The organism is Flavobacterium sp. RSP49 (assembly GCF_003968735.1).
Taxonomy (GTDB): Bacteria; Bacteroidota; Bacteroidia; order Flavobacteriales; family Flavobacteriaceae; genus Flavobacterium.
Map to the genome: position 1 here is coordinate 80044 of NZ_RYDN01000001.1, position 11964 is coordinate 92007.

General features: G+C 34.8%; 14 protein-coding genes and 1 tRNA gene. 8 read left to right on the plus strand and 7 right to left on the minus strand.

Going from position 1 to position 11964, the window contains the following annotated elements; genetic code table 11:
• Positions 1 to 501 carry a rhodanese-like domain-containing protein gene (locus EKM02_RS00330; protein WP_126451494.1) on the minus strand — a complete coding sequence of 167 codons (501 nt, stop codon included), beginning with the start codon at positions 499 to 501 and terminating at the stop codon, positions 1 to 3.
• A gap of 644 nt (positions 502 to 1145) precedes the next feature.
• Here EKM02_RS00330 and istA point away from each other — a divergent pair.
• Both istA and istB read left to right on the plus strand, forming a co-directional pair.
• Positions 1146 to 2396, plus strand: a complete 1251-nt coding sequence (gene istA, locus EKM02_RS00335) for an IS21 family transposase (protein ID WP_234423123.1) — start codon at positions 1146 to 1148, stop codon at positions 2394 to 2396.
• Between the two features lie 340 nt (positions 2397 to 2736).
• The gene (gene istB / locus EKM02_RS00340; RefSeq protein WP_126451495.1) at positions 2737 to 3468 is read left to right on the plus strand and encodes an IS21-like element helper ATPase IstB; all 732 of its coding nucleotides are present in this window, start codon (positions 2737 to 2739) and stop codon (positions 3466 to 3468) included.
• A gap of 196 nt (positions 3469 to 3664) precedes the next feature.
• Here istB and EKM02_RS00345 read toward each other — a convergent pair.
• Positions 3665 to 3738: transfer RNA gene (locus EKM02_RS00345), tRNA-Arg, on the minus strand.
• 93 nt (positions 3739 to 3831) lie between these two features.
• Between EKM02_RS00345 and EKM02_RS00350 the strand changes: the two genes are divergently transcribed.
• The gene (locus EKM02_RS00350) at positions 3832 to 4344 is read left to right on the plus strand and encodes an adenine phosphoribosyltransferase (RefSeq protein WP_126451496.1); all 513 of its coding nucleotides are present in this window, start codon (positions 3832 to 3834) and stop codon (positions 4342 to 4344) included.
• Here EKM02_RS00350 and EKM02_RS00355 read toward each other — a convergent pair.
• The 5 genes from EKM02_RS00355 to EKM02_RS00375 all read right to left on the minus strand — a co-directional run bounded on the left by EKM02_RS00355 (position 4341) and on the right by EKM02_RS00375 (position 8127).
• Positions 4341 to 4481, minus strand: a complete 141-nt coding sequence (locus tag EKM02_RS00355) for an SsrA-binding protein (protein ID WP_091170625.1) — start codon at positions 4479 to 4481, stop codon at positions 4341 to 4343. The genes EKM02_RS00350 and EKM02_RS00355 overlap by 4 nt on opposite strands.
• A 79-nt stretch (positions 4482 to 4560) precedes the next feature.
• The gene (locus tag EKM02_RS00360; protein ID WP_126451497.1) at positions 4561 to 5100 is read right to left on the minus strand and encodes a hypothetical protein; all 540 of its coding nucleotides are present in this window, start codon (positions 5098 to 5100) and stop codon (positions 4561 to 4563) included.
• A 60-nt stretch (positions 5101 to 5160) separates the two neighbouring features.
• Positions 5161 to 6234, minus strand: a complete 1074-nt coding sequence (locus EKM02_RS00365; protein ID WP_126451498.1) for a M56 family metallopeptidase — start codon at positions 6232 to 6234, stop codon at positions 5161 to 5163.
• A gap of 23 nt (positions 6235 to 6257) precedes the next feature.
• The gene (locus tag EKM02_RS00370) at positions 6258 to 6626 is read right to left on the minus strand and encodes a BlaI/MecI/CopY family transcriptional regulator (protein ID WP_126451499.1); all 369 of its coding nucleotides are present in this window, start codon (positions 6624 to 6626) and stop codon (positions 6258 to 6260) included.
• Between the two features lie 283 nt (positions 6627 to 6909).
• Positions 6910 to 8127: an MDR family MFS transporter gene (locus EKM02_RS00375; RefSeq protein WP_126451500.1), complete on the minus strand. Its 1218-nt coding sequence runs from the start codon at positions 8125 to 8127 to the stop codon at positions 6910 to 6912.
• A gap of 94 nt (positions 8128 to 8221) precedes the next feature.
• Here EKM02_RS00375 and EKM02_RS00380 point away from each other — a divergent pair, with 94 nt between their 5' ends.
• From EKM02_RS00380 to EKM02_RS00400, 5 genes are all read left to right on the plus strand, one after another.
• Positions 8222 to 8824 carry a DUF1684 domain-containing protein gene (locus EKM02_RS00380; RefSeq protein ID WP_126451501.1) on the plus strand — a complete coding sequence of 201 codons (603 nt, stop codon included), beginning with the start codon at positions 8222 to 8224 and terminating at the stop codon, positions 8822 to 8824.
• Complete coding sequence (locus EKM02_RS00385; protein WP_126451502.1) at positions 8824 to 9489, plus strand: TatD family hydrolase; 666 nt, start codon at positions 8824 to 8826, stop codon at positions 9487 to 9489. Before EKM02_RS00380 ends, EKM02_RS00385 begins: the two co-directional genes overlap by 1 nt.
• Before the next feature lie 17 nt (positions 9490 to 9506).
• A complete protein-coding gene (locus EKM02_RS00390; RefSeq protein WP_126451503.1) occupies positions 9507 to 10220 on the plus strand; it encodes a ThiF family adenylyltransferase in 714 nt (237 codons plus the stop codon).
• An 82-nt stretch (positions 10221 to 10302) separates the two neighbouring features.
• Positions 10303 to 10977, plus strand: a complete 675-nt coding sequence (locus tag EKM02_RS00395; protein ID WP_126451504.1) for an HAD family hydrolase — start codon at positions 10303 to 10305, stop codon at positions 10975 to 10977.
• 52 nt (positions 10978 to 11029) lie between these two features.
• Positions 11030 to 11875 (plus strand): DUF2911 domain-containing protein, encoded by an 846-nt coding sequence (locus EKM02_RS00400; RefSeq protein ID WP_126451505.1) that lies wholly within the window; start codon positions 11030 to 11032, stop codon positions 11873 to 11875.
• Positions 11876 to 11964: the final 89 nt, after the last annotated feature.

The following is an 11964-nucleotide window of genomic DNA, read 5'->3' on the forward strand; positions in this document are numbered from 1 at the left end:
TTATTTTTCATATACTTTTATCCCTTTTTTTAGATAGATGCTCCATTCTTTATTGTAAGTATGGACTTCGTTTGTTTCTGTTTTTTTGTTATCTACTATTTTTTTATCGTAGTTTTTCCATTCAACGATACCACCATATAAATTGAAAACATTCTTGTATCCTAATTTTAATAATTTGTCTCCAATGATTTCACTTCGCACACCAATAGAGCAGTAGACTACTATAAGTGCATTTTTATCTTTTATAATTGTTGTCACTTTTTTACCGTCAAACTGATTAAAACCAACCGCTATGGAATTTTCAATATGACTCACGTTGAATTCTTTTGGTTCTCGGGCATCAAGAAAAACAATATTGGTTTTTGATTTTATTTCCGTCACTTTGATATAAGGAACGGATCCTTTGTTCCATTGTTTCAGTACTTGTGGAATCGAGTTTTGCGCAAACACGAATGTTGAAAAAAAGAAACAGCTTAGGTATACAAAGATTTTCAGTATCATTTTATGCAATTATCCATATTAGACGCAACATAGATTTTTCCTGACACGCAGATTGACAAATATATAATTAAACATATTGGGAAACGGGAGACCGTTTTATTGTCCGTGATGATTTGTAATAATTATTTTGTTAAGGACGAAGCGGTCTTTGTGGAGTACAGATTTTAAGTAAATATATTCTGTTTTTAAGAGGATTAAGATTTTAAGTAAAAACAACCTGGTTTAAAGTATATTAAGATTTTTAGTAAAAACAATCCTCTTTTATGGAGTAAAAACTTCAGTTAAAATTCCCTGTTTTTAAACAGTAAAATATATATTTACAAAAGGGGGTAAGAATGGGGGTAATAAAAATGATAAAAGATGATAAAAGATTAAAGGTGGATATTCCACTGCAAAGGTCGCCACGATTCCGACACAAAGTACGCCACCCATTCCGACACAAAGGTCGCCAGGATTCCGCTGGAAAGGTCGCCACTTATTCCGGAGCAAAGTACGCCACTTTCCTCCTGATTTAATACGTGTAACGGACTGACATTCCGACACAAAGTACGCCACCTATTCCAGATCCATTATCTCACTAAGTAGAGATTTAACCGCCATTTGCTATAAGTTTGGTTTATAATAATCAAAAAACCACTTGCAGTATGGCAAATAAACTACTTAGTATGATTAAGATAAGACAGATACTTTTATTCTTAGAACGTGGTGCTTCACAGCGTGCTATAGAAAAGGAAGTCAAAATTTCTAGAAAAACAATCGCACTGTATTTGCAAAAATTTGCGCAAACTGGAGTTGATTTTCAAGAATTATTAAAGCGTTCCGATCAGGAACTTGAGCGGGTACTTGGACTTATAAAGCCGGTTGTAGTGGACGATTCCGACCCTCGGAAAGTTCATTTTAACAATCTGAGTGGGTATTTTAGTAAGGAGCTTAATCGAACGGGAGTAACTCGTCTACTGCTTTGGGAAGAATACATTAAAGAATATCCATCAGGCTTTCAGTATTCTAGGTTCTGTGAACTTTTACAGGATCAGGAGAAGCTTAACAATGCCGTGATGCATTTCGTCCATACTCCTGCAAAGCTTCTCGAAGTAGACTTTGCCGGTGATATGCTTCACTATGTAGATACTTCAACAGGAGAACTAATTGCGTGCCCGGTATATGTTGCAGTGCTTCCTTTTAGTGGTTATGGTTATGTAGAGGCTTTACCTGATGCGAAACTACCTCAAGTGGTTAAGGCGTTAAACCATACCATTGAATACTTTGGTGGCGTTCCTTTGACTGTTAAATCGGACAACATGAGGCAATGGGTGTCAAAAAGTTGTAAATATGAACCTGTGTTTACTGATATGCTCGAGCAATGGGCAAACCACAATAATATCGCTCTGCTGGCGGCTCGTCCTTATAAACCAAAAGATAAACCCTCTGTTGAAAATAATGTAAAGATCACCTATAGGCGCGTTTATGCCACTCTGCGTAACGATACTTTTCATAGTCTTTCTGAACTTAACAAGGCCATTAAAGAGAAACTCGATAGTCATCATCAGTTGAACTTTCAGAAGAAAGTATTTAGTAGACTTGAGTTGTTTGAAAGCCAAGAGAAAATAGCACTACAACCCTTACCAGAATCCCCATACAGTATCAGACATTACACCAAGGCAAAGGTGCAAAAGCATTACCATGTGCTTGTGGGTGAAGACTGGCACTTTTACTCTGTTCCATACCGCTACATTGGAAAGGAGGTACGCATTTCTTATGATCAAGACATCGTAGAGATCTATTCTGATGGACAAAGAATTGCTGTGCATACTAGAAATTATACCAGCCATGGTTATACCAGTACTAGGGAACATATGCCCGAAAGACACCAGGCCATTAGTAATCAACGTGGATAGAGCCCTGAATACTATCTCAAAAAAGCCGAAGAAAATGGACCGTATACTTTTGAATTCTTCAAAAAAGTAATGGACAGTAAACTGATAATCGACCAGTCCTATACCGCTTGTTTGGGTCTGTTGAGATTAATGAATTCGTATGGCAGTATCCGAATGGAGGCTGCATGTAAGCGGGGTTTAAGGGGTAACAAAATCAGCTATGGTGTCATTAAAAATATCCTAGAAAACAATATGGATTTACTCGAAGAAGAGGCTCCTGCTGAATTCCGTATCCCTGACCACAAAAACCTCAGAGGCCCTGAAGCCTATAATTAAACAACTTAAATAAATCCTAATAGAAATGAATACACAAAACACATTAGAACAGCTTAAAGGGCTTAAATTGACGGGCATGGCCAAAAGGTATGAAGCCGCACTATCACTTCCTGTACATGAAATAGAAGAGGTACATTCTTTGATTGCTATGATTACTCAGGCAGAAGTAGAATACAGAGAGTACACCAGAACACAAAAGTATCTAAAGGCTAGCAAACTGCGTTACCATGCATTACCTGAAGATATAATCTGTAATACAGAAAGAGGCATTACACGAGAACAGGTATTAAGACTTTCTGATGGCATGTTTATAGAAAAAGGCGAAAACGTTCTGATAACTGGTGCCACTGGTTGTGGTAAATCTTTTATGGCCTGCGCCTTAGGGCGCAGTGCTTGTTTGCTAGGTTACCGTACCCAGTACTTTAGTATGAATAAGTTCATGGATGCCGTGACCCAAGCAAGGCTCGATGGTTCATATCTGAAATGGATTAGAGGTATCTCTGCAAATAAGCTGCTGATCCTAGATGACTTTGGATTGAAAGCCTTGAATAATGATGCAAGGATTGCCTTGTTGGATATTCTCGAGGATAGATATGGTTTAGGGTCAACCATGATCACGTCACAGTTACCCGTGGACACTTGGTACAACTTCATTGAGGAGCCAACTCTGGCCGACGCCATAATGGACAGATTGTCAGCTTCAGCACACAGAATAGCATTAACAGGTAAATCTTTGAGAACTAAAAAAAATCATTAACTTTGAAAAACATCATCTTTACTTAGTGATGATAAAGGACGGTTTGACTGGCGTACTTTGTGCCGGAATAAATGGCGACCTTTAGCGCGGAATGGTGGGGTACTTTCGTCGGAATATCTAAAAGGTATAAAAAAGAAAAAACCCCTGTTTTACAGGGGTTTAAGTATCTTCGAAAGCTGGCTACTTTCATATTTCGTGACCTTGACTGGATTCAAACCAGTAACCTCTTGAGCCGTAATCAAGTGCGCTATTCAGTTGCGCCACAAGGCCATTTGCAAACCGTTATAATAACTTCATTGCGGGTGCAAATATAAGTATAAATGTGTAATTTGCAAGTCTAAAATTATAAAAAAACAAAAAAACATGCCATTAAAAAATTATATACGTGATATTCAGGGATTTCCTAAAGAAGGAATTTTGTTTAAAGACATAACTCCACTGTTAATCGATCCCGAAGCGAGGAATAAATGCCTTGAAATACTGGTTTTGTCCTTGAAAGGCAAAAAAATTGATAAGGTAATAGGAGTGGAAAGTCGTGGATTTCTCTTTGGAATGTTGATCGCACAGGAATTAAATGTAGGTTTTATTCCGGTTCGAAAGCCAAACAAGTTGCCTTACGAAACTATTTCAGCAACATATGATTTAGAATATGGAACCGATACTTTAGAAATTCATATTGATGCGATTAAAAAAGGAGACCGAATCCTAATTCACGATGATGTATTGGCCACCGGAGGAACAGCCAAAGCAGTTTGCGAATTAGTGGAGCAATTGGGCGGTGAAATTGTACAATGCAATTTCTTGATGGAATTAACTTTCTTGAATGGAAGGACAAAAATCAAAGGAAATGAAATTTTTGCCGCAATTACGTATTAATCCAATGCACGTGTGGTTACGTAATATCTAAAACCAATAATAGCCATTTGCCATTTCTTGGCTTTAGCCAAATCCAATCGTTGTTTGGTGAAACTAGGTAAAATAACTTTGTTAATTTGGGCTAGGATTTTATACATATCATTTTGTTTGGTGTAAAGATATAAAAAAAGACGATCTTGATCTGGACCGTCTTTCTGGGTTTTTAAATGTTTAATTCTATTTTGATTTTTTATTGGAGGATTTTAATAAATCTACATTTCCTTTAGTGATAATTTCAATTGCACCATTTTCCCCACCATTACCATATTTCTCTTCAGCATTTATCTTTTTTAAAACAGTCATACTTTCAATTAAATTTTGATCTGTTTTGTTTAAATCATCCAGAGTGGTATTTGTTCTTTTACCATTTATGAATATAATTGGGTTTTTCAATTCTCTTTTCAAGTTTTTGGTTGTTATCTCAATAGCTCCATTTTTTCCTTCATCTCCATATTTTTCTTCGGCAGCTGATCCTTTTAAAACAGTCATAGTTTCAATTGAATTTTGATCCATTTTGTTTATAACTTCCATTACGAGGTTTGTTTTTTTGCCATTGATAAAAATAATTGGTTTTTCAGGACTATCATTTTTCAATATTTCTTCTGTTTTTATAGTCAGTATTGACGCTCTTCTTTTAGCTGTGTCAGTAACTATATCTATTTTTTTAGCTTTTTTCTTTAGATCAGCATTGAAAAAACCAATATTGACATTATTCAATTTATCTTTCTTATAAAAAAATACAAATCGATTAATAGGAGTGTTTCCTTCCTGTGTATATTATTCTTTATTCCCTTTGTGATCATCATAAGAAGCACTAATATTTACAATTTCTCCTAACGAATTCCTTTTGATATTTGAGAATATTAAAGTAACATTATGTGTTTTTTGAACAATTTCACAATTTTCTCTAATTTCAATATCTGTAGTTGATTTGTCAGTATTAAATTTTGACATTTCGATAATTTCATCTATCTTAATTTTTTTTTCCTGAGCTATCACATTTACTTGGAAAAGCATCACAAATGCAACTAAAGCAGGAATAACGACTGCGTACTTCCAGGAATTCGATTTTTTTGATTGATTTTTGTTTAACATAACGATTCGTTTTTTGATTAATGATTGATAAAAATGATTAGTAATGGCAACACAATTCTCCTGTGTTGTTATTTTTAAAAGTGTGAACTGATACGCTTTTTTGTCGGATATCTTTTTCGTGGCTTCGCTGTCAGCAATGAATTCCAAGTTTTGGATAATTGCTTTTTTATAAAACCAAATGAATGGATTAAACCAAAACACAATACAAAACAATCTTGAAATTAATACATCAACAGTATGATTTTGCTCACTATGAACTTTTTCGTGTTCCAAAATATTTTCTAATTCGGAACTGCTGTACAAGGACGAATTGTAAACGATAGTATTAAAATAAGAGAAAGGAGCGAGGTTGTCTTTTAAGTCTATAAATTTAAAATTCGCTTGACGTTTTATGGTTTTTCCTTTTACTATTTTTTGTAAACTGTAAAATTCAAAACCAAATTTAGTGAAAAGGCATAATGTGCCAATGCAGTACAGCACTGTTAATGCCAGAAAAATATATTCTTGCGTGTGGTCTTCATCAATAATTGTACTTCTGGGCAATGATGACCAATCATAATTTATAGGAGTAGGTTCTACCCATATTGTTTTAGTAAAAACAACTAACGGCAAAAGAATGGAAGTGAATAATCCCAATAACAAAAACCAACGATTGCTTGTGAAAAAAGTTTCTTTTCGCAACATAAAATGATACGCCAAATAAAACAAGGCAATTAATCCGCTGGATTTGATGAGATAAATATAAAATACTTCCATAATTAATATTGTTAATCTAAAGTTTATATTTCCTCTTTATGACTTTCAATCATAGCCAAAATTTCCCGTAATTCAGCTGCAGATATTTTCTCTTCTTTGGCAAAATGCGATACCATATTTTTATATGAGCTGTTGAAATAATTATCAATAGCAGTATTCATGAATCGTTTTCTATAATCTTCTAAACTCACGATAGGATAGTATTGGTGCGTGTTCCCAAAAGCATGGTGCGATACAAAACCTTTTTCTTCCAGATTGCGCACAATGGTTGAAAGTGTGTTATAATGGGGTTGATCTTCTGTGATTTCTGCAAGGACTTCTTTTACGAATGCTTTTTTGAGCTTCCATAAAATGTGCATGATTTCCTCTTCTTTGTTGGTTAACTTTTGCATAATTTTTTATTTAAACCAAATTTACAACTATTTTTTTAGTTATCAAACTACAAATGTAGTTTTTTAACTATTTTTTTAGTTTTAACGTGTTTTTGCAGTTTTTTGGAAATTAATTATCCTTTTAATCAAAAATGTTATCATCATAAGGAGACTGCGTGAGGGGTAGAAGCTAGCTACCGAAGTAGCGCGTATAACCCGACGCTATAAAGAAAAGGGGCTAATAACGATTTTGTTGATAAGCCCCTTTTTTTTATAGGGTCACGCCCAAAGAATGATAATGGAATTAATTGTGTTCTTTTTGAACGAGTTTTTGCAGCCAGATACAACCTACCACAGCTAAAATACCTAAACTTCCCATGACAAACCAGTTAGCTTGGTAGCCAAAAGCGGCTATGATTTCCAGTCCAGTTTTAGAACTCGCAATGTGTGCTAAGCTGAAGCTCATGGTAAACAAAGCCATGTAGCGGCCTTCATGCCCTTTTGGAGCCCGGCTCAACGCAAATGAATTGGAGAAAGGGAAGATGAACATTTCGCCAAAAGTGATAAAAAGAATACTAACAATTAGTATTCCAGCCCACATATTGATGAGTAAAACATAAAAACTCAATGACATTAGCAATGCGCCCCAAAGAATAATTTTGAGTATACTGATGCCTTTTCTTTGAGTGAAACTTACAATTGGCATTTCCAGAAAGAAAATTAACAGTCCGTTTAAAGACAATAAAAGTCCACTTTGAAACTCGGTTAATCCAAATTTTTCATTATGATATAAGGGTAAAGTGGTGAAAAGTTGAAAGAAAAGCATGGCTGTTATGAAACAAACAAAAAGGAAGATCCAGAATATTCTGTCTTTGAAAACAGAGGCTGGCATCTCAGTTTCGCTATTGGCGGAGGCTAAATCGGCAGGTTTTTTGCGTTCTTTTACCAGTAGGGTGAAAATTAAAATAGATACAATACACGAACTTCCATCCACCCAGAATAATCCGCTGTAACCTAGATTCATAATGATTAAACCACCTAAAGCGGGTCCAGCTGTGAAGCCTAAATTTACCGCTAACCGAACTAAAGTCAGTGCTCTGGTACGATTTTCAGGTTTAGCATAAGTCGCCAAGGAGACAAACATGGCGGGACGAAACATATCAGCAACGGTCATTATGACAAACATTCCAATGCACAATCCCCAGAAGGTCCGAATGTATTGTACAAAAAACAAAAGGATTCCGCTGGTGAATAAACTGAAAACCATGATTTTATAAAAGCCTATTTTATCGGATAATTTGCCACCAAGCCAAGATCCCAGCATAGAACCAAAACCAAAAGCAACCATAATCCATCCCACTTGTGCGTAGGATAAATTCAAATCTTCTTTTAAATACTTAGATAAAAAAGGCAAAACCATCGTACCGGCGCGATTTATAAAAGTGACAAGCGTTAGAATCCAAATTTCTCTGGTAAAGCCTTTGAAATTATTAATGTAGCGTTGAAAAGCAGTTTGAAACATGTATTTGTTATATTTTGCAAAGGTAGAAAACTTTGTACCGATGCGTCTTTGTGTCCTAGTAACTTTTAAACTATTTTTACATAAAAATAAGAACATGAGAACGCTATTTACTTTATTTCTTTTGATTCAATTGAATTTAGGCTTTGGCCAATATAAATTTGACGTTTCGGCTGTAGCCAAATTTCAAAAGGAATTAAATTCAGAATATGCCGATGCAAAGACAAGTCCGTTGACTCCGAAAGATTTAGCGGAATTCAAAACACTTGATTTTTATCCTGCAAACGAAACTTTTTATGTGGTCGCTAAGTTAGTAAGAACAAAAAAAGAGAAGCCTTTTGAAATGAAAACATCTACGGACAGGAAACCATTGTATGTCAAATATGGCGAACTTTCTTTTAGAATTGATGGTCAGGATTTGAAACTGAATGTGTACAAGAATATGGAGCTCTCAAAAAAAGAGGAATATAAAGACTATTTATTTTTACCGTTTTCAGATCTGACTGCAGGAAACGAAAGTTACATTGGCGGGAAATACATTGATTTGAAAATCCCAAAAGGAGATGCTATTGTGATTGACTTTAACACGTCATACAATCCGTATTGCGCGTATAATTTTACATATTCCTGTCCAATAGTACCATTGGAAAATGATTTGAATATCGAGATAAAAGCGGGAGTTAAAAAATTTCACAACTAATGGATTTCTTTAATCTGCATACACATAAAGATACGAATCAACCCAATGTGTTGGAATTAGTGAATCAATATCCACAAGAATTTGATGCCACAATTCCGTTTTATTCCATCGGGATTCATCCGTGGTTTATCGTTAAAGAACGAATAGAAGCCGACTTGGTACTAATCGAAAGTAAATTACAAGAAGCAAATTGTCTCGCTGTAGGTGAATGTGGACTGGACAAACGCATCGAAGTTTCAATGGAATTGCAGCTGTTAGTTTTCGAAAAGCAATTACTTTTGGCACAAAAATATCAAAAACCAGTCGTGTTACATTGTGTTGCGGCTTTTCAGGAAGTGATTGCAATTACGAAAAAGTTGAATATTTCAGTTCCAATGCTGATTCATGGGTTTTCCAAAAATGCCCAAGTCGCTAAACAATTAGTGAACAATGGATTTTATATTTCGTTTGGGAAATATTTATTGCTAAATCAGGACCTAGAAGCTGTTTTTAAAAGCGTTCCTGATAATCGATTTTTTTTGGAAACAGATACGGTGGATGAAGGAATTGAAGCAGTTTATGAATTGGCAGCAAAATACAGAGGAATTTCGCTGGAAGAAATACAGGAACTTGTGAATAGTAATTATAATGAAGTTTTTGATTTCAGAATTTTTCAAAAACATTAAAATTTAAACAAAAAACAATGGCAGAATGGACAGAGAGAGCCGAACTTTTATTCAAAAAAGAAGGTTTAGATAATTTAAAAAAGGCAAATATATTGGTTGTAGGATTGGGTGGTGTTGGTTCTTTTGCGGCCGAATTTTTGGTAAGAGCAGGAGTGGGAACGATGACTATTGTTGATGGTGACGTAGTTGATATTACCAATATAAACCGACAATTGCCTGCTTTACATTCAACTGTAGGACAACCAAAAATTACTGTCGTCGGGGATCGATTGATGGACATTAATCCAGAATTAAAATTGACGCGTGTACAGGAATTTCTTTCGCCAGAGCGTGCTTTCGAAATTGTATCGGAGGAATTTGATTATGTTTTGGATTGCATTGACAGTGTGACGCCAAAGCTGAATTTGATTATTGGAGCCAAACGAAAAAGAGTAAAAATCATCAGTAGTATGGGCGCAGGTGGAAAAATGGAAGCTTCAAAAGTGAAAGTGACTGATATTACCAATACCGTGAATTGTTATTTTGCCAAAACCATTCGAAGACGATTGAAAGAATTTAAAATTGATAAACTGAAAGTGGTTTTTTCTTCGGAAATTCAAGATGAAACGAGTTTAAAAATGACAGATGGATCTAATTTCAAAAAATCATTTTATGGAACCAATAGTTACATGCCTGGATTATTTGGTTTGTATGCTGCAGAAACCGTGATTCGTTATTTACTTAAGAAATAATGGTTAGAATTCAGTTTTTTAATGTTCCGTTCTAAAAAGTTAAGAAGTCTTAAAATCTATAAAGTCTAATAATTTAACAAAAATGATACAAACCGTAATTTTTGACATGGATGGTGTAATTGTTGATACTGAACCAGTACACCGTTATGCTTATTTCAAACAATTCGCTGAATTAAATATTTCTGTTACGGAAGATATGTACACTTCATTTACAGGAAATTCTACTCGGAATATATTTCAGAAATTGAAAGAGATTTTTGAAATTGAACAGGAAGTAGAAGATCTGATTCAAAGAAAACGAACTATTTTTAATGATGCGTTTGATAGTAAAGCAGATCTAGAATTACTACAAGGCGTCGAACATCTTATCAAAGAATTACACCAAAACGGAATACAATTGATTTTGGCTTCTTCGGCATCCAAAGTGACTATTGAACGCGTGTTTAGCCGGTTTAAGTTACATGATTATTTTACACATGTGGTAAGTGGTGAAGATTTCCCTAAATCAAAACCACATCCTGCTATTTTTGAATATGCGGCAAGTTTATCAGTTGCACCAAAAGCAAATTGTATCGTTATTGAGGACAGTACAAATGGAATAAAAGCGGCTAAAGCTGCTGGGATTTTTTGTGTGGGCTACAACAGTATTCATTCTGAAGCACAAGATTTATCGGAAGCAGATGTAATGATTAATCATTTTAACGAATTGGATTTTGAGGCAGTTAGAAATATTCAATCTAAATTAAGGAATAATTAACAGTACAAAGGCATTGAATTTGTAAATTTGGAAAACATTTAAAAATTACAATATGAAAAAAATAATCATTGCACTGGCTTTATTCATGGCCGGTTTCAGCGCTGAGGCTCAGTTAAAAACACCTCAATCAAGTCCGAAAATGTCGTTTATGCAAACAGTTGGTTTGACTGATGTAGAAGTTAACTATTCAAGACCAAGTGCCAGAGGAAGATCCGTTTTTGGAAATTTAATTCCTTTTGGAAAAGTATGGAGAACTGGAGCTAATGAAAATACAACTGTTTCCTTTAGCGATGATGTGATTATTGATGGTAAAACATTGAAAAAAGGAAAATATTCATTGTATACTATTCCGAAAATAGAAAGCTGGGAGATACTATTTTATAAAACTACAGATAACTGGGGTAATCCAGAAGAGTGGAAAGAAGAAAATGTAGCGCTTAGAGCTACTGTTACCCCTGAAACAGTGAATAAAAGTGTGGAAACATTTACTATTGGAATTAGTGGTTTAGACAATAATTTTGCTTTTTTAGAAATCTATTGGGAGAACTCCTATGCTGCTTTAAAATTTGAAGTGCCAACACAACAAAAAACAACGGCTAACATCGAGAAAGCATTAGCTGGACCAGCTAGTGCAGATTATTTTTCTGCTGCTCAATTTTTATTCCAATCGAATGGCGACTATGCAAAAGCATTGGTTTATGTAAACAAAGCGTTAGATATGTCTAAAGACAAACCGTTCTGGTACAACAGATTGAAGTCATTAATTCAAGGTAAACTGGGAGACAAAAAAGGAGCAATTGAAACGGCTAAAGCATCACTTGCAGCAGCAGAAATTGCTAAAAACCAAGATTACGTGAAAATGAATAAAGACAGTATTACAGAGTGGAGTAAAAACTAATTACTCTAACGTTTTTATATAAGAAGATCTCGTCTCCATTTAGAGACGGGATTTTTTTTTTGAAATTTTGGACTGTGTAATTTATTGGA

Excerpts from the sequence above, each read along its gene's own strand:
- EKM02_RS00330 (WP_126451494.1), bottom strand. The coding sequence starts at position 501 with ATGATACTGAAAATCTTTGTATACCTAAGCTGTTTCTTTTTTTCAACA.
- istA (WP_234423123.1), top strand. The coding sequence starts at position 1,146 with ATGGCAAATAAACTACTTAGTATGATTAAGATAAGACAGATACTTTTA.
- istB (WP_126451495.1), top strand. The coding sequence starts at position 2,737 with ATGAATACACAAAACACATTAGAACAGCTTAAAGGGCTTAAATTGACG.
- EKM02_RS00350 (WP_126451496.1), top strand. The coding sequence starts at position 3,832 with ATGCCATTAAAAAATTATATACGTGATATTCAGGGATTTCCTAAAGAA.
- EKM02_RS00355 (WP_091170625.1), bottom strand. The coding sequence starts at position 4,481 with ATGTATAAAATCCTAGCCCAAATTAACAAAGTTATTTTACCTAGTTTC.
- EKM02_RS00365 (WP_126451498.1), bottom strand. The coding sequence starts at position 6,234 with ATGGAAGTATTTTATATTTATCTCATCAAATCCAGCGGATTAATTGCC.
- EKM02_RS00370 (WP_126451499.1), bottom strand. The coding sequence starts at position 6,626 with ATGCAAAAGTTAACCAACAAAGAAGAGGAAATCATGCACATTTTATGG.
- EKM02_RS00375 (WP_126451500.1), bottom strand. The coding sequence starts at position 8,127 with ATGTTTCAAACTGCTTTTCAACGCTACATTAATAATTTCAAAGGCTTT.
- EKM02_RS00380 (WP_126451501.1), top strand. The coding sequence starts at position 8,222 with ATGAGAACGCTATTTACTTTATTTCTTTTGATTCAATTGAATTTAGGC.
- EKM02_RS00385 (WP_126451502.1), top strand. The coding sequence starts at position 8,824 with ATGGATTTCTTTAATCTGCATACACATAAAGATACGAATCAACCCAAT.
- EKM02_RS00390 (WP_126451503.1), top strand. The coding sequence starts at position 9,507 with ATGGCAGAATGGACAGAGAGAGCCGAACTTTTATTCAAAAAAGAAGGT.
- EKM02_RS00395 (WP_126451504.1), top strand. The coding sequence starts at position 10,303 with ATGATACAAACCGTAATTTTTGACATGGATGGTGTAATTGTTGATACT.
- EKM02_RS00400 (WP_126451505.1), top strand. The coding sequence starts at position 11,030 with ATGAAAAAAATAATCATTGCACTGGCTTTATTCATGGCCGGTTTCAGC.